General features: G+C 68.2%; 19 protein-coding genes. 12 read left to right on the top strand and 7 right to left on the bottom strand.

The window, feature by feature from the left end; translation table 11 throughout:
- Positions 1 to 103 precede the first annotated feature (103 nt).
- Complete coding sequence (locus HGB51_RS10670; RefSeq protein ID WP_070207185.1) at positions 104 to 1,327, bottom strand: glycosyltransferase; 1,224 nt, start codon at positions 1,325 to 1,327, stop codon at positions 104 to 106.
- Between the two features lie 295 nt (positions 1,328 to 1,622).
- Here HGB51_RS10670 and rpmB point away from each other — a divergent pair, with 295 nt between their 5' ends.
- From rpmB to HGB51_RS10625, 9 genes are all read left to right on the top strand, one after another.
- Entirely contained in the window at positions 1,623 to 1,859 is a 237-nt protein-coding gene (rpmB, locus tag HGB51_RS10665) for a 50S ribosomal protein L28 (protein ID WP_005411638.1), read from the top strand.
- 10 nt (positions 1,860 to 1,869) lie between these two features.
- Positions 1,870 to 2,037, top strand: coding sequence for a 50S ribosomal protein L33 (rpmG, locus tag HGB51_RS10660; protein WP_170272460.1), 168 nt, complete (start codon positions 1,870 to 1,872; stop codon positions 2,035 to 2,037).
- 110 nt (positions 2,038 to 2,147) lie between these two features.
- Complete coding sequence (gene cls / locus HGB51_RS10655) at positions 2,148 to 3,566, top strand: cardiolipin synthase (RefSeq protein WP_070207177.1); 1,419 nt, start codon at positions 2,148 to 2,150, stop codon at positions 3,564 to 3,566.
- Between the two features lie 40 nt (positions 3,567 to 3,606).
- Entirely contained in the window at positions 3,607 to 4,983 is a 1,377-nt protein-coding gene (locus tag HGB51_RS10650; protein ID WP_246233424.1) for an FAD/NAD(P)-binding protein, read from the top strand.
- Positions 4,984 to 5,043: 60 nt separating this feature from the next.
- Positions 5,044 to 7,236 (top strand): DNA helicase II, encoded by a 2,193-nt coding sequence (uvrD, locus tag HGB51_RS10645; protein WP_070207175.1) that lies wholly within the window; start codon positions 5,044 to 5,046, stop codon positions 7,234 to 7,236.
- Positions 7,237 to 7,301: 65 nt separating this feature from the next.
- Entirely contained in the window at positions 7,302 to 7,856 is a 555-nt protein-coding gene (locus HGB51_RS10640) for a hypothetical protein (protein ID WP_070207174.1), read from the top strand.
- A 154-nt stretch (positions 7,857 to 8,010) separates the two neighbouring features.
- Complete coding sequence (locus HGB51_RS10635) at positions 8,011 to 8,292, top strand: hypothetical protein (protein ID WP_070207173.1); 282 nt, start codon at positions 8,011 to 8,013, stop codon at positions 8,290 to 8,292.
- Positions 8,293 to 8,473: 181 nt separating this feature from the next.
- A complete protein-coding gene (locus HGB51_RS10630; RefSeq protein ID WP_070207172.1) occupies positions 8,474 to 9,739 on the top strand; it encodes a hypothetical protein in 1,266 nt (421 codons plus the stop codon).
- Positions 9,740 to 9,810: 71 nt separating this feature from the next.
- Positions 9,811 to 10,257, top strand: a complete 447-nt coding sequence (locus HGB51_RS10625; protein ID WP_070207184.1) for a universal stress protein — start codon at positions 9,811 to 9,813, stop codon at positions 10,255 to 10,257.
- Position 10,258: 1 nt separating this feature from the next.
- Here the strand turns inward: HGB51_RS10625 and HGB51_RS10620 are convergent, their stop codons facing one another.
- Together HGB51_RS10620 and HGB51_RS10615 are read right to left on the bottom strand one after the other, a co-directional pair.
- Entirely contained in the window at positions 10,259 to 10,498 is a 240-nt protein-coding gene (locus tag HGB51_RS10620) for a hypothetical protein (RefSeq protein ID WP_070207171.1), read from the bottom strand.
- Between the two features lie 19 nt (positions 10,499 to 10,517).
- Positions 10,518 to 10,802 carry a DUF2782 domain-containing protein gene (locus tag HGB51_RS10615; RefSeq protein WP_070207170.1) on the bottom strand — a complete coding sequence of 95 codons (285 nt, stop codon included), beginning with the start codon at positions 10,800 to 10,802 and terminating at the stop codon, positions 10,518 to 10,520.
- A gap of 98 nt (positions 10,803 to 10,900) precedes the next feature.
- Between HGB51_RS10615 and polA the strand changes: the two genes are divergently transcribed.
- The 3 genes from polA (at position 10,901) to HGB51_RS10600 (ending at position 15,188) form a co-directional block, all read left to right on the top strand.
- A complete protein-coding gene (gene polA / locus HGB51_RS10610) occupies positions 10,901 to 13,672 on the top strand; it encodes a DNA polymerase I (protein ID WP_070207169.1) in 2,772 nt (923 codons plus the stop codon).
- 326 nt (positions 13,673 to 13,998) lie between these two features.
- The gene (locus HGB51_RS10605; protein WP_070207168.1) at positions 13,999 to 14,481 is read left to right on the top strand and encodes a DUF421 domain-containing protein; all 483 of its coding nucleotides are present in this window, start codon (positions 13,999 to 14,001) and stop codon (positions 14,479 to 14,481) included.
- Between the two features lie 170 nt (positions 14,482 to 14,651).
- Positions 14,652 to 15,188, top strand: a complete 537-nt coding sequence (locus tag HGB51_RS10600) for a hypothetical protein (protein WP_141739079.1) — start codon at positions 14,652 to 14,654, stop codon at positions 15,186 to 15,188.
- A 14-nt stretch (positions 15,189 to 15,202) separates the two neighbouring features.
- Here HGB51_RS10600 and hemF read toward each other — a convergent pair whose 3' ends face one another.
- The 4 genes from hemF to HGB51_RS10580 are packed head-to-tail and all read right to left on the bottom strand — an operon-like array spanning position 15,203 to position 19,578.
- Entirely contained in the window at positions 15,203 to 16,108 is a 906-nt protein-coding gene (hemF, locus tag HGB51_RS10595) for an oxygen-dependent coproporphyrinogen oxidase (RefSeq protein WP_070207166.1), read from the bottom strand.
- A 49-nt stretch (positions 16,109 to 16,157) separates the two neighbouring features.
- The gene (locus HGB51_RS10590; RefSeq protein WP_141739078.1) at positions 16,158 to 16,769 is read right to left on the bottom strand and encodes a hypothetical protein; all 612 of its coding nucleotides are present in this window, start codon (positions 16,767 to 16,769) and stop codon (positions 16,158 to 16,160) included.
- 26 nt (positions 16,770 to 16,795) lie between these two features.
- Positions 16,796 to 17,215: an NUDIX hydrolase gene (locus HGB51_RS10585; RefSeq protein WP_070207164.1), complete on the bottom strand. Its 420-nt coding sequence runs from the start codon at positions 17,213 to 17,215 to the stop codon at positions 16,796 to 16,798.
- Positions 17,212 to 19,578, bottom strand: a complete 2,367-nt coding sequence (locus HGB51_RS10580) for a S9 family peptidase (protein ID WP_070207163.1) — start codon at positions 19,576 to 19,578, stop codon at positions 17,212 to 17,214. Before HGB51_RS10580 ends, HGB51_RS10585 begins: the two co-directional genes overlap by 4 nt.
- Between the last annotated feature and the right edge of the window lie 142 nt (positions 19,579 to 19,720).

Here is a 19,720-nt window from a genome sequence, read left to right as displayed (position 1 = left end):
AAAAACCGCCTCACGGCGGTTTTTTCAAACCCGAGCCGCTTGGTCAACTGAATGACGGCGGCAAGGGCGAGGTCGTGCTCCGATTACAGCATCCCTGAGCCGCTCACGCACGCACTGGGTCTCGCTTCAGCATTTTCTCAACCAACGTCACTGCAGTCTGGACGCCGTGCTCGCTCGCCATCGCCTGTCCCAGTGAGGTTGCACGGGTAAGGACGTCAGAAGACTCGGCAAATTCAATCGCTTTCACCAACGTGTCGTGATCCAACCGCTTCTGCGACAGTGGCGCAGGCGCCACGCCCAAGGCCTGCAACCGTGCTGCCCAGAAGAACTGATCTGCGGCAAATGGCATGACCAACGACGGAACGCCCGCACGACATGCAGAATGGGTGGTGCCGCTGCCACCGTGGTGAATCACCATCGCGCAGCGCGGAAACAGCGCTTCGTGCGGGGTAGGGCCGACCACGAATACATTCGCAGGCAACGGTCCGTCCGGCACGCCGGCCCAGCCGGGGAACAACAACACGCGTCGCGGCGCCAACGCCTGCAGCAGCGAGGGCATCACGCTGCGGTCAAAGCCCGTCATGCTGCCGAACCCTACATAGACCGGGGCAGGGCCCGCATCCAGGAACGCCTGCAGCGCAGGCTCGGGTTGCCAGTCCACATCGGGCGCACGCCACTGCCCGCACACATGGTGATCGGCCGGCCAGTCTGCAGGTGGCGGCATCAGGCTGGGCGAGATGCCGTACAGCATCGGCAGGTCGTGCCAGAGCGAGCGTCGCGCGGGCATGCCCATTGCCTTCCGGGCCGCATTGATCGGCTTGCGGAACGTCCGCCACACCGCGTGATTGACCAGGCTGTAGCTCAACCGGTTGAACGCGCCGGGCAGCGATACCCGCGGAAGGAACGGCGACGGGAAATCACCGGTAGGCGTCAGCGGAATCATGCCGGTCCCGATGGCCGGCACCCCATGATGCTCGGCCACGCTCATGCCCACAAACGCCGCCAGCCCACCGGTCAGCACCGCATCGCAACCGGCCGCCGCCGCATCGGCCTGCCGCATCCACGCCGGCACATGCCGCTGCGCCATCCGCGCCAGCCCCCGCGACGCCGCCGCCAGGTTGTTACCCCGTGACACCAGCGCCACCACCTCATCATGGATGTCGCCCTCCAGCGCCGCATGCGGCACGCCCAACGCCTGCGCCGTGCCCAGCGTCCCGCCCTCCGCGAGCAGCATCACGTCGTGCCCCGCCGCCTGCAGCCCATGGCACAGCATCACCAGCGGCCGGGTGTCGCCTTCGGTTCCATAGGTCACTGCAAGCAGCCGCATCAGGTTCTCCTGCGTAAAGGCACCAGTATCGCCAGTGGCTGCGACCGCCATGTGCAGGCGGCGCCTGTTCAGGCAGGCACCCCGGGGATCTGTGGACAACTTGCGCTGCTGGGGTTGCTGCTGCATAATGCGCGGCTCGCTGTGTCCGGATTTGTCCGGATTGGCGGCCGGGAACACGTCATCCGGCCTGCCCTCGTCAGCGTAACCCTTTGATTCTCATGACGTGTGGCGGGAAACCGTCGAGGCCGCCGTCGCCCGGGCTATGGGCTGACACATACTTTCATCGAGGTGCGCAATGTCCCGCGTATGCCAAGTTTCCGGCAAGCGAGTGCAGACGGGTAACAACGTCTCGCACGCCAACAACAAGACCCGTCGTCGTTTCCTGCCCAACCTGCACGAGCGCCGCTTCTGGGTTGCCAGCGAGAACCGCTGGGTCAAGCTTCGTGTTTCCGCGCATGCACTGCGCACCATCGACAAGAACGGCATCGATTCCGTTCTGGCTGAGCTGCGTGCGCGCGGCGAAAAGGTCTGAGGAGTAGACGATCATGGCAGGCAAGCGCGATAAGGTCCGTATGATTTCGACCGCCGGTACCGGTCACTTCTACACGACCGACAAGAACAAGAAGAACACCCCCGGGAAGATGGAATTCTCGAAGTACGATCCGGTCGTGCGCAAGCACGTCCCGTACAAGGAAGGCAAGATCAAGTAATCCCCCGCCGGATTGCCTGAGTGCCAAAGAAAGAACCCGCCTTCCGGCGGGTTCTTTCGTTTCCGGCCATGCATGGCAGAATGCCCGCACACCCCCACACGGGCGAACCGATGCTGTTCGAATGGCTGCTGGGTTCCTGGTTGCTGCTGCTGGACTGGCTGATCCGGCTGGCGGCGCTGTTGTGGATTCCCAGCCGCACCACGCCGGGGGCCGCGCGCAGCTGGCTGTTGCTGGTCGGGTTCGTGCCGCTGCTGGGGTTGCCGCTGTACCTGCTGTTCGGCCATCCGTGGCTGTCGCGCCAGCGCGTACAGCGCCAGGCCGAGGCCTCGCAGGTCATCCGTGAAGAACAGGCCCTGCAGCCGCCGCTGCGCTGGACCCCGCTGCCCGACACCGCCACGGCGGAAATGGTGCCGCTGGTGGAGCGCCAGGGCGATTTCATGCCGGTGCACGGCAATGCGGTCGAGCTGCTGACCGACTACGACGGCTCGCTGCAGGCCCTGCTGGACGACATCGACCAGGCCCGCGACCGCGTCCACCTGCTGTACTACCTGATGTTCGACGACGGGGTCGGCGAGTTGATCGTCCAGGCCCTGCAGCGGGCCGCCGCGCGTGGCGTACAGTGCCGCCTGCTGCTGGATGCGGTGGGTGCCAAGCGCGGCCTGCGCCGCTACCGCCACCGCCTGCAGGCGGTGGACGTGGACGTGCGCGCGATGCTGCCCGGCGGCCTGCGCTGGCGGCGCAGCGGGCGCATGGACCTGCGCAACCACCGCAAGATCGCGGTGATCGACAACCGGGTCGGCTACATCGGCTCGCAGAACCTGGCCCAGGCCGAGTTCGTGCCCGGCTTCCCCAACCGTGAACTGGTCGCGCGCGTTCGCGGTCCGGCGGTGGCGCATCTGGAGGCGGTGTTCGCCAGCGACTGGTACATGGAAACCGGCCAGCGCCTGGAAGTGATGATGGTCGAGCCGGTCTGCGCCGACGACGTGCCGACCCAGCTGCTGCCCAGCGGTCCGGCGTATCCCTTCAGCAATGCGCGCGACGCGGTGAACGCGCTGATCCACCTGGCCCGCCGCCGCATCGTGCTGGTCACGCCGTACTTCGTGCCCGACGAAGCCACGCTCAGTGCGCTGCGCATCGCCGCGTTGTCCGGCGTGCAGGTACAGCTGATCCTGTCGGCCAGCAACAACCAGCACCTCACCGCGTGGGCGCAGGAGGCGTATTACGACGAACTGCTGCGCGCCGGCGTGCGCATCGCGCTGTACGAACCGCACTTCCTGCACGCCAAGCACCTCACCGTGGATGACGACATCGCGCTGGTCGGCTCGATCAACCTGGACATCCGCTCGTTCGCGCTCAATGCCGAGATCGGCATGCTCTGCTACGCGCCGACGCTGGTGCGGCAGCTGATCGACATCGAGGCCGACTACCTGCGTCAGTCGCGTCAGCTCGACCTGGAGGCCTGGCGCCAGCGCCCGGCGTGGCGGCGCAGCCGCGAAGGCATCGCGCGTCTGGCCGATGCCTTGATGTAGCGCACAGGACGCATCACCCCCATGACCTACAATGCAGCGCATGACTGCATCTGATTCCACGCGCCAGGCAGACCTGGCCATCATCGGTGGCGGCGCCGCCGGCACGCTGGTGGCGCTGAACGCGCTGCGCAAGGCCACCACCGGCGTGCAGATCGCGCTGTTCGAACCCGCCTCTACGCTGGCCCAGGGCATCGCCTACGCCACGCCGTGGCCCGAGCACCTGCTGAATGTGCCGGCTGCCAAGATGAGCGCGCTGCCGGAGTTGCCCGGTGATTTCCTCGACTACCTGCTGCAGGCCGATGCGCTGCCGGGTGTACCGCGCGAGGTGTTGGCCGACACGTTCGTGCCGCGTCGCCACTACGCCGCCTACCTTCAGCACCGCCTCGACGAGGCCCAGGCCGACAGCCCGGCCCAGCTCCAGGTCGTGCAGGACGCCGTAGTGGCGCTGCACCCGGGTGAGCCGCTGTGCGAACTTCGGCTGGCCGACGGCGAAACCTGGCAGGCCCGCCAGGTAGTGCTCGCCTGCGGCAACAGCATGCGCCCGCTGCCCGTGCCCGGAGCGGAGGCCCTCCCGCCAGGCCGCGTGGTCGATGCCTGGGATTACGACGGTGTGCGCCTGCTGGCCGGCGACGACGACCTTGCGATCATCGGCTCCGGCCTGAGCATGGCCGACAGCGCGCTTGCCCTGGCCGCCGCCGGCCATCGCGGCCGCATCCACGTACTGTCGCGGCATGCGCTGCTGCCATTGCCGCATGCGCATGGCGCCACTGCCGACTTCGATCCGCAGCCGCTGCTGGCCCTGCCGCTGCGCGCGCGCCTGCGCGCACTGCGCCGGCACGCGCGCGACGCCGAAGCACAGGGGGTGCCGTGGCAGGCGGTGATGGACCGTCTGCGCCCGCTCGGGCAGGCGCTGTGGCAGGGCCTGGACGAGGCCGACCAGCGCCGCTTCCTGCGCCACGTGGTGCGCTACTGGGACGTGCACCGCCACCGCATCGCCGAAAGCGTGCACGCCCAGCTGGAAACGCTGGAGCACTCCGGCCAGCTGCAGCGCCACCGGGCCCGGCTGGACGCGCTGCTGGTGCAGGGCAACACCCTGCAGCTGCACGCACACAGTGCGCGGGGCGGACTGGCACCCCTGAACGTAGGCGCGGTGATCAACGCCACCGGCGTGGAAACCCGCGCGCTGGGCATGCGCAACCCACTGGTCCAGCAGCTGCTGGCCGACGACCACGCCCGGCCCGGTCCGCACGGGCTTGGCCTGGACAGCGATGCGTCCGGCCATCTGCGCACGGCGCAGGGCGAGCCGCACCCGAACGTCCAGGTGATCGGCAGCCTGCGCATCGGCACCCTGTGGGAAAGCCTGGCGATTCCCGAACTGCGGGTGCAGGCGCACGCCGCTGCGGTGAATGCGCAGTAGCGCCTGAACCGGTTGCAGGGTTCACGCCTGCGGCGGCAGCCGACGGGGTAAAATGGGCGCATGGATGTTTCCCATTTGCTCGACGGGCTCAACCCCGCCCAGCGCGAGGCTGTGTCCGCACCGCCCGGCCACCATCTGGTGCTTGCCGGTGCCGGCTCCGGCAAGACCCGCGTACTGACCCACCGCATCGCCTGGCTGCATGAAGTCTGCGGCGTGCCTACCCATGGCATTTTCGCGGTGACCTTCACCAACAAGGCCGCCGGCGAAATGCGCCACCGCATCGACGTGCAGCTGCCGCACGGCAGCCGCGGCGCGTGGATCGGCACCTTCCACGGCCTGGCCCATCGCCTGCTGCGCCTGCACTACCAGGACGCCAAGCTGCCCGACAGCTTCCAGGTGCTGGACTCGGACGACCAGCTGCGCCTGGTCAAGCGCGTGGTGCAGCAGCTGGAGATCGACGACAGCAAGCACCCGCCCAAGCAGATCGCGTGGTGGATCAACGAGCAGAAGGACGAAGGTCGTCGCCCGCAGCACATCCAGCCCGAGCCGAACGACGCCTGGCTTGAGACCATGCGCCAGGCCTACGCGGCCTACCAGGAGCGCTGCGACCGCGCCGGCCTGGTCGACTTCGCCGAGCTGCTGCTGCGCGCGCACGAACTGCTGCGCGACAACCCGGCGCTGCTGGCCCACTACCGTTCGCGCTTCCGCGAGATCCTGGTGGACGAATTCCAGGACACCAACGCCATCCAGTACGCCTTCGTGCGCGTGCTGGCCGGCGACAGCGGCCACGTGTTCGTGGTCGGCGACGACGACCAGGCCATCTATGGCTGGCGCGGCGCCAAGGTCGAAAACGTACAGCGCTTCCTGAAGGATTTCCCGGGCGCGCAGACCGTGCGCCTGGAGCAGAACTACCGCTCCAGCGCCAACATCCTGGGCGCGGCCAACGCGGTGATCGCGCACAACCCGGACCGGATCGGCAAGGAACTGTGGACCGACAGCGGCGACGGCGAGCCGATCGACCTGTACGCGGCCTACAACGAAATGGACGAGGCGCGGTACGTGGTCGAGCGCGCGCGCCAGTGGGTGCGCGACGGTGGCAGCTATGGCGACGCCGCTGTGCTTTACCGCAGCAACGCGCAGTCGCGTGCGTTCGAAGAAGCGCTGCTCTCCGAGCAGGTCCCGTACCGGGTGTACGGCGGCATGCGCTTCTTCGAGCGTGCCGAAATCAAGGATGCGCTGGCCTACCTGCGGTTGATGACCAACCGCAATGACGACGCCGCCTTCGAACGTGCGGTCAACACGCCCACCCGCGGCATTGGCGACCGTACCCTGGACGAAGTGCGCCGGCTGGCGCGCAGCCAGGCGATCTCGCTGTGGGAGGCCACCATGCTGACCACCCAGGGCAACGAACTGGCCGCACGCGCCCGCAACGCGCTCGCCGGCTTCCTGACCCTGGTCAACCAGCTGGAGCACGAAGCCGGCGAGATGACCCTGGCCGAACGCATCGACCATGTGTTGATCCGCTCCGGCCTGCGTGAGCACTGGTCGAAGGAAAGCCGCAACGCGCTGGATTCCGAATCGCGCGCGGACAACCTGGACGAACTGGTTTCGGCGGCCTCGCGCTTCACCCGGCGCGAGGACGACATCGAAGAGACCGGCGAGACCATGAGCGAGCTGGTCGCGTTCCTGTCCTATGCCTCGCTGGAGGCCGGCGAAGGCCAGGCCCAGGCGGGCGAGGAGGGCGTGCAGCTGATGACCCTGCATTCGGCCAAGGGCCTGGAGTTCCCGCTGGTGTTCCTGGCCGGCATGGAAGACGGGCTGTTCCCGAGCGCGCGCTCGCTGGAAGAAAGTGGCCGGCTCGAGGAAGAGCGTCGCCTGGCGTATGTGGGCATCACCCGCGCACGCCAGAAGCTGGTGCTGAGCTACGCCGAGTCGCGCCGTATCCACGGCCAGGAAAACTACAACGTGCCCTCGCGCTTCCTGCGTGAGATTCCGCGCGAACTGCTCAATGAAGTGCGGCCCAAGGTGCAGGTCTCACGCGGTGCCTCGCTCGGTGCCAGCCGCCCGGCCGGCCACGCCGCGCTGGAAGCACCGCCGCTCAAGCTCGGTGCGCTGGTCACCCACGCCCGCTTCGGCGAAGGCATGGTCACCGACTACGAAGGCAGCGGCGCGCACGCGCGCGTGCAGGTGGAGTTCGCCGAGGCCGGCAGCAAGTGGCTGGTGATGGCGTACGCCAACCTGACGGTGATCTGACCACGGCATGTCACGGACGACGCGCAACGCAACCATCCCACCAACCTTTTTTGTCGGCTCATTCCATGTCAACGACCCCGCTCTCCCTCAACGTCAAATTGAATGCCCGCCTGCAGCCCGAACACCGCCTGCAGCTGTTCGAAGACCCGCTCGATGCGATGCTGGAAGGCGCCGGCATCGGCGAGATCATGGGCGGTGGCACCGCGCTGTCCGAAGACGGTGAGGTCGAGTACGGCGATCTGGAGATCCTGCTGCACGACGGCGCCGCGCTGCCCAACCTGATCGAAGCGCTCGAACAACTTGGTGCGCCCAAGGGCTCGCTGATCCAGCGCGAAGGCGCACCGGACCTGGCATTCGGCAGCACCGAAGGCCTGGCGCTGTACCTCAACGGCACCGACCTGCCGGATGAGGTCTACGAACAGTGCGACTCGAACTACGTGTTCGACCAGATCGTCGAACGCATCGACGGCCACGGCGAGGTCTGCAGCTGGTGGCAGGGCCCCAGCGAAACCGCGCTGTACCTGTATGGCGCCTCGTTCGAGACGATGCGCGAGCGCATTGCCGAGCTGGTGGCCACCTATCCGCTGTGCCAGGGCGCGCGCATCGTGCAGGTCGCCTGAATCCTGCGCGGGGCGGGTCATCCCCGCTCCTGCGCATCAGCTTCGCCCCTGCGGTAACGCGACTCATCCCGGAATTCACCCAGTTCGTCGCGTGCTCCTTGTCGCGCCCCGGCGACGCGCCCAGAGTCTGGCGCTGTCTGCTGGGAGCGCGCACATGAACAAGGGAATCCCGTACCTGATGGCGGCACTGGTCGCGCTGACACTGTCGGCGGGCTGGGCAGCACCGGTGCTGGCCCTGTTCGACCAGGTGGCCGCATGCCTGGACAGTGGCGGCCACCTGGACCTGCTGCAGCTGCGCTGCGCGCCGCCGGGGGTGACCCGGGACCTGATGCTGGGTGGCTGGGTGTTCTGGCTGACTGCCGCCAGCGTGATGGTTGTCGTGCTGGTGGCCACCCGCAGCCGTCCATCGCGTCGGCGACGGCTCGCGGCGTCGTAAGCCCAGGCACTTTGCACGCAGTCCGAACCGGCAACGTCGGCAGACGCTGCTAGTGTCCGTGCCCTGTTCATGACGGGTGCGCCCCTTGATTCCCAACACCGTCTTCGGTGCGTCACCGCCGGCCGCGCTTCCGAGGCGAAGCGGCCTGCCGTCCGAACGTGGGCTGTCGCCCCGGTTGCCAATGGAACGGGTCAGCAACGCCGCGCCGGTCGGCCCGCGCCCGCTCGACCTGGCGCCCTGCCCGGCCACGCCCTGGCAGGGCGCGGGCAGCCAGCCGGCGGTGATGGTGATGCGCGACCACGAGCGCTGGCGGGTCAAGGCCACCGCCGACAGCGCCAGCAGCGCCATCGAAGTCACCCTGGGCGCGCTGTTCCAGCTGACCGGGTTGCTGGCGCCCGACCACGCGCTGGTGTCGGCGGCGGAGGGCCTGGCCGACACCGGGCAGCACGTGGGCACCCGCTACGACCCCGCATTCCAGGACCTGGGCGACTTCCTGCTCAGCGATGCGGCGGCCGATCTGGCAGCCGCCGGCGATCCCGACGCATGCCGCTGCTACGACGCACTGCGCGAGTGGCATGCCAAGGCCGTGGCCGACAACGCCGCCCTGCTGCGCGGGGCGGGGGTCGACTGGTGGGCCCTGCAGGGCGCCGACGCGCGACGGCATGCGGCTACCGACCAGGCCCGCTTCGACGCGCTGGAGGCGATGAACCGCATGCTGCCGGTGGAGCTGCGCTGCGAACAGCTGCGCCATTACGTGGTGTCACGCTGGCTGGGCAACTGGGACCAGCTCAACTACCGGCTGGAGAACTTCGGCTACACCGTGCGCGACGGCGCGCGGGTCGGCATGTCGCTGGACTTCGGCTCCAGCGGTCCGCTCGGCTTCCGCCACCCGCAGTCGGGCGCCATGCTGCCCAAAGCCGACAGCCGCACGGCGGCCATTGCGCAGCGACCGCCCTCCCTGTTCCCGATACCGGACGCATTTGCTTCCAATGTCGTCGAATTCGACGCGTTCGGGCCGGACCCCGGCAATCTGCAGGACATCCTGGGCTGGCCTTACGGCTTCCAGTCCGAAAGTGTTGCTGCTTCGTTCCGTCCACCGGTGGCGCCGGATCCGGCGGTCGCCGACACCCTGGCCGAGATGGGCTACCGGCTGGCCCTGCTGCCGCATGCCACGATTGCCCGGGTGATCGAATGCCATTGGCCCAAGGCGACGGCATGGCCCACGCCGCAGGCGATGGCGCAGCGGCTGGTCGAACGCCGCAACGCGCTGGTGGCGCGGTTCGATCCCGCCCAGATCCACGAGTGGATCCAGGCCGATCCGGCACGCGCCGCCCGGGTCCGGCACGCCATGGCCGACGCCCTTGCTGCCACGCTTGAACCGGCTGCAGCAGCGCACGGCCGCACTGCCCTGGAGCGGGTCCACGCAAGGCTGTCACGAGCCGATTGATCCCGCTCAAGGCATCGCCTGCACACCCGGTGTGCAATGGTGGTCCCATCGCCAGCGCCAAGGAGCGTGCCATGTACAAGCGGATCCTGATTGCCACCGACGGTTCGGAGCTGTCCGAAAAGGGCCTGCTCAAGGGTCTGGAGCTGGCCCGCGACCTCGATGCGGAGGTCGACATCGTCACCGTGTCCGAGCCCTGGGCGGTGGGCATGTACGACGCCATGGGCTGGAGCGTGGGCTACATGAACAGCCCGGAATACAAGGCCGACCGGGAAGAGACCGCGTCGAAGATCCTGGCCCCGGCCAAGGCGGCGTGCGAGGCCCAGGGGCTGCGCTCGACCACCCTGCACGTGCTCGACCGCTACGCTGCCGACGGCATCATCGACACCGCCACCGAGCGCAACAGCGACCTGATCGTGATGACCTCCCACGGCCGCCGCGGCGTGACCCGGGTGTTGCTGGGCAGCCAGACCGCCGAGGTGTTGGCGCGTAGTACGGTCCCGGTGCTGGTGATCCGTTGAATTACGGCCGGATCGTCAGCGTCTGCGATTCATCCAGCGTGCCATCGGCCTGCACCACCACGTAGCGCTGCCCGGCACGGTCGTACAGCACCGGCACCGCGTCGCGGAAAATGGGGCGGCGCACGAAACGCAGCTGCCAGCCGAACTGCTCCAGCGTATCCACCGTCTGGCGCTGCTCGGCACTGAGCCCCTCGCGCAGTACGGCGGGGTCGATGGGCTTGCGTCGTTCAGGCGTGGTCATCGGGTACGGCAGGTCCTGCTCACCAGCTGTAGAGCTTCCAGTACACCGGCGCGGTTCCGTCCTTGCTGCGGTCCACGCCGCCGGTGCGGTTGCCTTCGTACATGTAATACGGGGCCCCGCGCGAGGGCGTGACCTTGACCATGCGGAGCTGGCCACCCACCCGGTACTCCTCGATGGTGTCGCCGTTGTCCATGGTGCGCTTGGCAACATCGGCGCCGGTCACGTCGACCGGAGGAACGCCGGCACCGCCGGTGGTCGCACAACCAGCCAACACAAGCAGACCTGCCAGCATCAGTGTCTTCATGGACCGGGGTTCCTGGGGCGGGGGGAGCCGTGATTATGCCCCATGCCCCGTGATGCCGGTGCCGCGATCGGTCACGGCCGGGCGCGTAGAATCGTCGCATGAGCCGATTAGTCCTGATTGACGGGTCCAGTTACCTGTATCGCGCGTTCCACGCGCTTCCGCCGCTGACCAACGCGGCCGGTGAACCCACCGGCGCGCTGTTCGGCGTGGTCAACATGCTGCGCGCCACCCTGAAGGAGCGCCCGGAGTACGTGGCCTTCGTGGTTGACGCCCCTGGCAAGACCTTCCGTGACGACCTGTATGCCGATTACAAGGCCAACCGCCCGCCGATGCCCGACGACCTGCGCCCGCAGGTCGAACCGATGTGCCGGATCGTCGAGGCGCTCGGCCTGAGCATCCTGCGCATTCCCGGCGTGGAAGCCGACGATGTGATCGGCACCCTGGCCCTGCAGGGCCACCGCGAAGGCATGACGGTCACCATTTCCACCGGCGACAAGGACTTCGCCCAGCTGGTCCGCCCGGGCATCGAGCTGGTCAACACCATGACCGGCAGCCGCATGGACTCGGACGCGGCGGTGATGGAGAAGTTCGGCGTGCGCGCCGACCAGATCGTCGACCTGCTGGCGCTGATGGGCGACGCCGTGGACAACGTCCCGGGCGTGGAGAAGTGCGGCCCGAAGACCGCCGCCAAGTGGCTGGCCGAGTACCAGCACCTGGACGGGGTGATGGCCGCCGCGCCAGGCATGAAAGGCAAGATCGGCGAGAATCTGCGCGCCGCGCTGGAGCGCCTGCCGCTGAACCGCGAACTGGTCACCATCCGAACTGACGTGGCGCTGGACGCCACCCCGCAGACCCTGGCGCTGCGCGACCCGGACGTGCCGGTGCTGGGCGAGCTGTACCTGCGCTATGGCTTCACCCAGGCGCTGAAGGAACTCGGCGGTCCGGCCGCAGCGGCCACCGCCGCCAGCGACGCGCCGGTGAGCCTGCGCGGCACCGCCGCCGGCTACGCGAAGGCCCCGGCCGGCGAGCCGGCCACCGCGCTCGACCCCGCGCTGTCGGCCCCGGGCGAGTACGAGACGGTGCTGACCACCGAACAGCTGCAGGCATGGGTCGCCCGTGCCGAAGCGGCCGAGCTGGTCGCCTTCGACACCGAAACCGACGCCCTCGACGCGATGCGCGCCAACCTGGTCGGGATCAGCCTGGCGGTGGAGCCGGGCAAGGCGGCCTACATCCCGGTCGGGCATGACTACCCCGGCGCCCCGGCGCAGCTGCCGCGCCAGCAGGTACTGGACGCGCTGCGCCCGGTGCTGGAGAACCCCGAAAAGAAGAAGCTCGGCCAGCACGGCAAGTACGACCTGCACGTGCTGCGCCGCCACGGCGTGGACGTGCAGGGCTACCACGACGACACCATGCTCGAGAGCTTCGTGCTCAACTCCACCGCCACCCGCCACGACATGGATTCGCTGGCGATGCGCTACCTGGGCTACACCACCATCAAGTTCGAGGACGTGGCCGGCAAGGGCGCCAAGCAGATCCCGTTCTCGCAGGTGGGGCTGGACGAAGCCAGCCGCTACGCGGCCGAAGACGCCGACATCACCCTGCGCCTGCACCGGGTGCTGCAGCCGCAGCTGCTGGCCTCGGCCCCGCTGGACAACGTGTACCGCAGCATCGAAATGCCGCTGGTGCCGGTGCTGGCCCGGATCGAGGCCAACGGCGTCTATATCGACAGCGCCGAGCTGCGCCGGCAGAGCCAGGACCTGGGCGCGCGCATGCTGGCCGCCCAGCAGAAGGCCACCGAGCTGGCCGGGCACACCTTCAGCCTGGACTCGCCCAAGCAGCTGCAGGCAGTGCTGTTCGACGAGCTGAAGCTGCCGGCGCTGGTCAAGACCCCCAAGGGCCAGCCCAGCACCAATGAAGAAGCGCTGGAGGCGATCGCCGAGCAGCACGAGCTGCCGCGGGTGATCCTGGAGTACCGGGGCCTGGCGAAGCTGCGCAGCACCTACACCGACAAGCTGCCGGAAATGGTCAACCCCGACACCGGCCGCGTGCACACCAGCTATCACCAGTCCGGCGCGGCCACCGGCCGGTTGTCTTCTTCCGACCCGAACCTGCAGAACATCCCGATCCGCACCGAGGACGGCCGCCGCATCCGCCGCGCCTTCGTGGCCCCGCCGGGACACAAGCTGCTGGCCTGCGACTACTCGCAGATTGAACTGCGGATCATGGCCCACCTGTCCGAAGACCCCGGCCTGGTCCGCGCCTTCGAGCAGGGCGTGGACGTGCACCGCGCCACCGCGGCCGAAGTGTTCAGCCGCGCGCTTGACGAGGTCACCCCGAACGAGCGGCGTGCGGCCAAGGCGATCAACTTCGGGCTGATGTATGGCATGAGCGCGTTCGGCCTGGCCCGCAACCTGGGCATCGACCGTGGCCAGGCGCAGGACTACGTGGCGCTGTACTTCAGCCGCTACCCGGGCGTGCGCGACTTCATGGAACGCATGCGCCAGCAGGCCCGCGACCAGGGCTACGTGGAAACCATCGAAGGCCGCCGGCTGTACCTGAACGACATCCACGCCCGCAACCAGGGCCTGCGCGCCGGTGCCGAGCGCGCCGCGATCAACGCCCCCATGCAGGGCACCGCGGCGGACATCATCAAGCGCGCCATGGTGAAGGTGGACGACTGGCTGCAGGGGCAGGGCGGTCGCGCACGGATGATTCTGCAGGTGCACGACGAACTGGTATTCGAAACCGAAAGCGAGTTTCTGGAAACCTTGCGCACGCAGGTGGTCGAACTAATGTCGTCTGCTGCACAGTTGCGCGTTCCGCTGGTGGTCGACGCCGGCGTTGGCGATAACTGGGACGAGGCGCATTAAGCCCGGAAATCGCGTTGAAAAAGCTGAATTGGTTCACGCCGGGGTCAAAAACTGACTCTTTGATGAATGTTTCAAGATTCACTGCAGTATTAATTGGCCCCCTTCACGAATCATCAATGTTCGAGGTGCTTTTATAGACCTCGACAGGCGCAACGCCTGTTGTGGATCTCTCCCATCCCCTGGAGCAGATCTCGGAACGGGGGCTCCTCCCCAAGCGCCCGTTCCCCGGCCCCGCTGACCTCCCCCTGGTCGGCGGGGCTTTTTATTTACGGCCCCCAGACAGCCCCGACCGATATGCTCGCCGCATCATCCTTCGGAACGCCCGCATGACAGACCTGTTCGACCTCGCCATGCCGTGGTGGGAATTCATCCTGCGCGCGGTGGTGGTGTACGTGGTGGTGCTGGGCATGGTGCGGCTGTCGGGCAAGCGCGCGCTGGGCCAGATCACTCCGTTCGACGTGCTGCTGATCGTGCTGCTGGGCAACGCGGTGCAGAACGCGCTGCTGGGCAAGGACACCTCCCTGGGCGGCGGCCTGCTGCTCGCCGCCACGCTGATACTGCTCAACTACGGGGTGGGCTGGCTGAGCACCCGCAGCCGGCGCGTGGAGCGGCTGGTGGAAGGCGAGCCGGTGTTGATCGCGCGCGACGGCAAGGTGCTCGAGTCGGTGCTGCGGCGCGAGCTGGTCACCCTGCAGGACCTGGACGCCGCGATGCGCCAGCAGGGCTGCACCCACATCAGCGAAGTCTCGATGGCATTGCTCGAAATCAACGGCCACATCACCATCGTGCCGCGCGAAAAATCGACCTGACCCCATCGGACCGGTAGCGTCGGCCGCTGGCCGACCCAGGCGGTCCCTCAGCATGCGGACCCTTCGAGCTAACACAGATCGAAAGCTGAAAGCGCTACTGATCCAGCCCTGCTGAAATCGAGGGCATCAGGGCCCGCCATCCGGGTGGTCCCCGCAAAGGAGATGCCTGTATGCCCCTGGGCCTAGTTTCGCCAACTCCACCGCCGACCCGCCGTCCGTGGGTTGAGGTTTACGAAAACCGCCCCGCATCCCCGCGCACCGAAGACAGTCGGCCGTCTTACGTCAAAGCGATGGGACTGGCGGAAATGGAGCGGCCTTCCTCATCTGCCGCGCCGGTGCAGGTAGCCAACAAGGCGTCCTGGTTCCGGCGGCATTTCCGGACCTCACCAGATCCGCAGGCGCTGCAGCTCAAGCTTTTGAAGCTCCAGAGAAAAGTCGCACGGACCGCGGAGCAGGTGACGCAGGCAGAACAGCTGCAGGCGAAGCATCGCGTACGTACACAGGAAAAGCTGGAGGCGGCGCGCGACAACCTGAGGCTGCTGCAGGTCGAGCATGCGGACTGCTCGCACTCGCTACGAAGCGCTGGTGCCGGTGGCCTGTTCGACTACGAGGAATGCTCGGTGGTGTACCTCGCACAGTGCGAAGTCCAGCACTACGAAGAAAAAAAGCAAAAGCTGCTGAAGGAGCACTTGGCCCGTCAAAGCTGAACCCTTAACCTGGCTCAGCCCAGGTCGAGCCAGTCGCGGGGTACCAGGTAGTCGCCCAGCCGCGCTTCGGCGCTGCCGGGCTCGGGCTGGAAACCGTATTCCCAGCGCACGCGCGGGGGCAGGCTCATCAGGATGCTCTCGCTGCGTCCGCCGCTCTGCAGGCCGAACAGGGTGCCGCGGTCGTAGACCAGGTTGAATTCCACGTAGCGGCCGCGCCGGTACAGCTGGAACTCGCGCTCGCGTTCGCCATGGGCGGTGTCCTTGCGGCGCTCCACGATCGGCAGGTAGGCGTCCAGGAAGCCGTCGCCGACCGCGCGCAGGTAGGCGAAGTCGCGCTCGAAGTCGCCATGCAGGTCGTCGAAGAACAATCCGCCCACGCCGCGCGTCTCATTGCGGTGGCGCAGGAAGAAGTACTCGTCGCACCAGCGCTTGTGCGCCGCGTAACGCTCCTCGCCGAACGGCGCGCACAGGTCGTGGGCGACCTGGTGCCAGTGCTGCACGTCCTCGTCGAACGGGTAGAACGGGGTCAGGTCGAAGCCGCCGCCGAACCATGACGCCACCTGCTCGCCGTCGCGCTCGGCGCTGAAGTAGCGCACGTTGGCGTGGGTGGTGGGCAGGTACGGATTCAGCGGGTGGAACACCAGCGACACCCCGGTGGCGCGCCACGAGGCACCGGCCAGCTCGGGGCGGTTGGCCGAGGCCGACGGGGGCAGGCGGGTGCCGGACACGTCAGAGAAGCCGATGCCGGCCTGCTCAAACACCGCGCCGTCGCGCAGGATGCGGGTGCGCCCGCCACCGCCCTCGGCACGCTGCCAGAGGTCCTCGGCGAAGCGGGCCTGGCCGTCGGCGGTTTCCACTGCGGCGCAGATGCGGTCCTGCAGATCGGTGAGGTAGCTGCGTACGCGCTCGAATTCGTTCATGGCGGTAATGTACCGCACGGCCGGGCAGAGCCCGGCGCTACGTCGCCGGTCAGCGCTTGAACCAGCGTTGTACATCGGGGCGCTGCAGGCGCAGCACCAGCCACGCGTGCAGGGCGGCGAAGGACAGCGCGGTCATCACGGTGATGCCGGTGTACAGCACGCGCTGCAGGCGCAGGTCGGTGCGCACCTGGTCGGCGTCTGCAGGGTCCATGTGGCCCGGCAGGTGCACGATCAGGTAGCTGAAGATCTCGTCGATCACCCAGACGCCCACGAAGTTGAGCAGGGCGGTCAGCACCAGCAGAACGATGAAGGTCCACAGCGCCCAGCGCTGGCGGCGCAGCAGCCCCCAGCAGGCCACGGCGCCGGCCACGCACAGGGCGAACAGCCCCAGGTTCACCGCCACCGCGTGGCGGCCGAACCAGCGCAGCGATGGGGGTACCCACGACAGGTCCGCACCGTGCAGCTGTTCCTGCAGCCATGCCGAGTTGTGCAGCAGCAGGGCCAGCACGACACAGCCGGCCCAGCACACCGCCGAGACAATGCACATCACCAGGATCGATTTGGCCATCGGGCCGAGGAAGCGTGGCGCAGCCTCGCCCGTGGGGCGGGCCGCCGCTGCGGCGGCAGCGGAAGGCAGAAGCGGGGGCAGCGTCGATGACATCCGGTGTCCTGCGGGTAGCGGTGGGGTCAGCCCGGCGCAATGACGCGCGCGGCCGCCGGCAGGATATGGTCTTCGCTCAAGGGTGCCAAGCGGTGCCCGTGCGGGGGCCGCAGCGGCACCCAGGCCAGCTCGGCGATCTCGGCGCGGGCCTGGGGGATTCCGGACACCCGGACCCACCACACCTCGGCCTGTACCCGGCAGCCGGTCTCATGCACGGCCCAGTCGCTGAAGGTGCCCAGCGGCACCGCCGTAGCGGGGGCCAGCTGCACGCCCAGTTCCTCGTCCAGCTCGCGCGCCAGCGCGGCCAGCGGCGCCTCGCCCGGCTCCGGCTTGCCGCCGGGCTGGATGAACACCGCCGAGCCGTGCTTGCGCACCACCAGCACCCGCTGCGCGGGGTCGGCGATGACCGCGGCGACGATCCGTATCGTCGCCGCGGCGTGGCTCACTTCAGGGTCTCGTTGAACAGCTTGAGGATGCGCTTGTACTGGTCCAGCCAGGAGTCCGGACGGACATAGCCGTGGCGTTCCAGCGGGTAGGGCGCGATGCTCCAGTTGTCCTTGTGCAGCTCGATCAGCTTCTGGGTAAGGTTGACCGAGTCCTGGAAGAACACGTTGTCGTCCATCATCCCGTGCGCGATCAGCAGGTTGTCCTGCAGGCCTTCGGCGTACTCGATCGGCGACGACGTGCGGTACGCCTCCGGGTCGATGTCCGGGGTGTTGAGGATGTTGGCGGTGTAGCCGTGGTTGTACTGGTGCCAGTCGACCACCGGGCGCAGCGCGGCGCCGGCCTTGAAGGTGCCCGGCGAACGGAACAGCGCCATGAAGGTCATGAAGCCGCCGTAGGAGCCGCCGTAGATGCCGGCGTGGTCGCGGTCGCCCTGCTGGGTCGCCACCAGCCACTCCAGGCCGTCCTTGTAGTCTTCCAGTTCCGGGTGGCCCATGTTGCGGTAGATCGCGGTGCGCCAGTCGCGGCCGTAGCCTTCGCTGCCGCGGTAGTCCATGTCCAGCACCACGTAGCCCTGCTGCACCAGCAGGTTGTGGAACATCTGCTCACGGAAGTAGGCCGGGTAGCGCTGGTGCACGTTCTGCAGGTAGCCGGCGCCGTGCACGAACATGGCGATCGGATACTTTTTGCCGGGTTCCATCTTCTCCGGGCCGTAGTACTTGGCCCAGACCACGCCGGCGCCGTGCTTCGACGGCACCTGCACCAGCTTCGGCTGGATCCACTCGCGGGCCTTGAAGGCGGCCGTGCGGGTGTCGGTCAGCACCTTGGCCTGGCCACCGGCGCTGGGCACCACCGCCAGCTGCGCCGGCAGGTAGGCACCGGAGTAGCGCACCAGCAGCTGCTGGCCGTCCGGCGACAGCGAGAAGTCTTCCACGCCGTTGAGCGAGGTCAGCTCGCGCACCTGGCGCGAAGCGGTGTCCACCGCGCAGACCTCGTAGTCGCCCGGGGCCTGCTGGTTGCACAGCACGTAGAAGCCGCGACCGTCGGCGCTGGGCACCGGCATCGAGGTCTCCCACTTGCCGCTGGTCAGCGCCTGCGGCTTGGCCGTGCCCTGCTGCGTGTACAGGTGCGAGTAGCCGGACTCTTCGGACAGCAGCCACAGCGTGCGGTTGTCGCTGGACCAGCCGAAGTCGTTGAAGCCCCAGTTGATCCAGGCGTTGTCGGTGAGGCGGTGGCGGGTCTGCAGCTTCGCCTCGGTCGGGCTCACGCTGGCGATCCAGCGGTCCTTGTTGTCGTTGGCGCGCAGCAGGATCGCGGCCTGCTGGCCGTCGTTGCTCCAGCGGATGCCGGGCGCGCCGGGGCCGCCCAGGACCTGCACCGGGCGGTTGCCCTTCAGCGCGTCCTTGCCGGCGGCCTTGCGCAGCGCCGCCAGCGGGTCGGTGCCGATGCCCGGCAGGCCGTCCAGCGACAGCGGCTTGACCGTGCCGGTGACCGCGTCGACCAGCCACAGCGCGTTCGGTTCCGGATCATTGCGGCCGACGCGGGTGCGGGTGTCTTCGAATTCCTCGTAGCCCGACTCGGTCACGTACTTCGGCATCTTGCCGCCGCGGCCTTCGTCGAAGCCCTTCGGCTTGGTCACCACGATCAGGCTGCGGGTGTCCGGCGACAGCGCGCTGTCGACGATCTCCACGTCGGCGCCCAGGTACACCGGGCCCGGCGCGCGGGTGCTGTCGGCGCGGCGCCAGCTGGCTTCCTGCTCCTTCAACGCATCGCGCTGGGCGCGGTCGTTGCGCAGGGTGGCCAGGGTGCGCATCTGCTGGTCGCGCAGTACGTCGGGCTTGGGCGCGTCGTCCGGGTTCTTCTCGGCCTTCAGGCTGGCCACCTGCTGCACGCCGCCGGCGGCGGTCCAGTGGAACCAGTTCTGGCCGGTACGCCAGATCACCCCGCCGTCGCGGGCAAAGCCCACCGCGCCGGCCTTCTCGGTGCTGCGGGTCAGCTGGGTCAGCGTGCCGCTGCGCAGGTCGCGCAGGAACACGTCGCCGTTGCGTACGAACGCCGCGCGCTGGCGGGCGCTGTCGTACACCGGGTTCTCAACGTCCAGGCTGCCGCGCTGGTCATCGGCGACCTGGCTGGCCGTGCCGCCGTTGACCGGCTGGCGGAAGGTGTCGCGGACCGGGCTGCCGGTGCGCTTGAGCTGGTACTCGACCTGCTGGCTGTTCCACGACCACCATGCGCTTTCGACCGGCGGACCGATCCAGTCCGGGTCGGCCATGGCCTGTTCAATGGTGATCGGCGTCGGTGCCGCATGGGCCGTACCGCCAAGGGCGGCAAGCAGCAGCAGGGACAAGGGCAGCGTTCTGGGCATTGCGGGCAGCACCGTGAAGGAAAACCCGGCAAGGGTAGCAGTCACGCCCGCGCAGGGAGGGGGCCACAGGTAATGGAGCGCCCCCTGCGACCGATTGATGCAGCGCGTCACCCGGTCGCATGCCCTCTTCACGAAAACAGGC

The organism is Stenotrophomonas bentonitica (assembly GCF_013185915.1).
GTDB classification, from domain to species: Bacteria; Pseudomonadota; Gammaproteobacteria; order Xanthomonadales; family Xanthomonadaceae; genus Stenotrophomonas; species Stenotrophomonas bentonitica.
This window is presented reverse-complemented; position numbering and strand designations above follow the sequence as displayed.

Coding starts and splice junctions, on each gene's coding strand:
- HGB51_RS10650 (WP_246233424.1), top strand. CDS start 3,607: ATGACTGCATCTGATTCCACGCGCCAGGCAGACCTGGCCATCATCGGT.
- polA (WP_070207169.1), top strand. CDS start 10,901: ATGAGCCGATTAGTCCTGATTGACGGGTCCAGTTACCTGTATCGCGCG.
- uvrD (WP_070207175.1), top strand. CDS start 5,044: ATGGATGTTTCCCATTTGCTCGACGGGCTCAACCCCGCCCAGCGCGAG.
- HGB51_RS10640 (WP_070207174.1), top strand. CDS start 7,302: ATGTCAACGACCCCGCTCTCCCTCAACGTCAAATTGAATGCCCGCCTG.
- HGB51_RS10630 (WP_070207172.1), top strand. CDS start 8,474: ATGGAACGGGTCAGCAACGCCGCGCCGGTCGGCCCGCGCCCGCTCGAC.
- HGB51_RS10635 (WP_070207173.1), top strand. CDS start 8,011: ATGAACAAGGGAATCCCGTACCTGATGGCGGCACTGGTCGCGCTGACA.
- HGB51_RS10625 (WP_070207184.1), top strand. CDS start 9,811: ATGTACAAGCGGATCCTGATTGCCACCGACGGTTCGGAGCTGTCCGAA.
- HGB51_RS10620 (WP_070207171.1), bottom strand. CDS start 10,498: ATGACCACGCCTGAACGACGCAAGCCCATCGACCCCGCCGTACTGCGC.
- cls (WP_070207177.1), top strand. CDS start 2,148: ATGCTGTTCGAATGGCTGCTGGGTTCCTGGTTGCTGCTGCTGGACTGG.
- HGB51_RS10600 (WP_141739079.1), top strand. CDS start 14,652: ATGCCCCTGGGCCTAGTTTCGCCAACTCCACCGCCGACCCGCCGTCCG.
- HGB51_RS10615 (WP_070207170.1), bottom strand. CDS start 10,802: ATGAAGACACTGATGCTGGCAGGTCTGCTTGTGTTGGCTGGTTGTGCG.
- HGB51_RS10580 (WP_070207163.1), bottom strand. CDS start 19,578: ATGCCCAGAACGCTGCCCTTGTCCCTGCTGCTGCTTGCCGCCCTTGGC.
- HGB51_RS10590 (WP_141739078.1), bottom strand. CDS start 16,769: ATGTCATCGACGCTGCCCCCGCTTCTGCCTTCCGCTGCCGCCGCAGCG.
- HGB51_RS10670 (WP_070207185.1), bottom strand. CDS start 1,327: ATGCGGCTGCTTGCAGTGACCTATGGAACCGAAGGCGACACCCGGCCG.
- HGB51_RS10605 (WP_070207168.1), top strand. CDS start 13,999: ATGACAGACCTGTTCGACCTCGCCATGCCGTGGTGGGAATTCATCCTG.
- hemF (WP_070207166.1), bottom strand. CDS start 16,108: ATGAACGAATTCGAGCGCGTACGCAGCTACCTCACCGATCTGCAGGAC.
- rpmB (WP_005411638.1), top strand. CDS start 1,623: ATGTCCCGCGTATGCCAAGTTTCCGGCAAGCGAGTGCAGACGGGTAAC.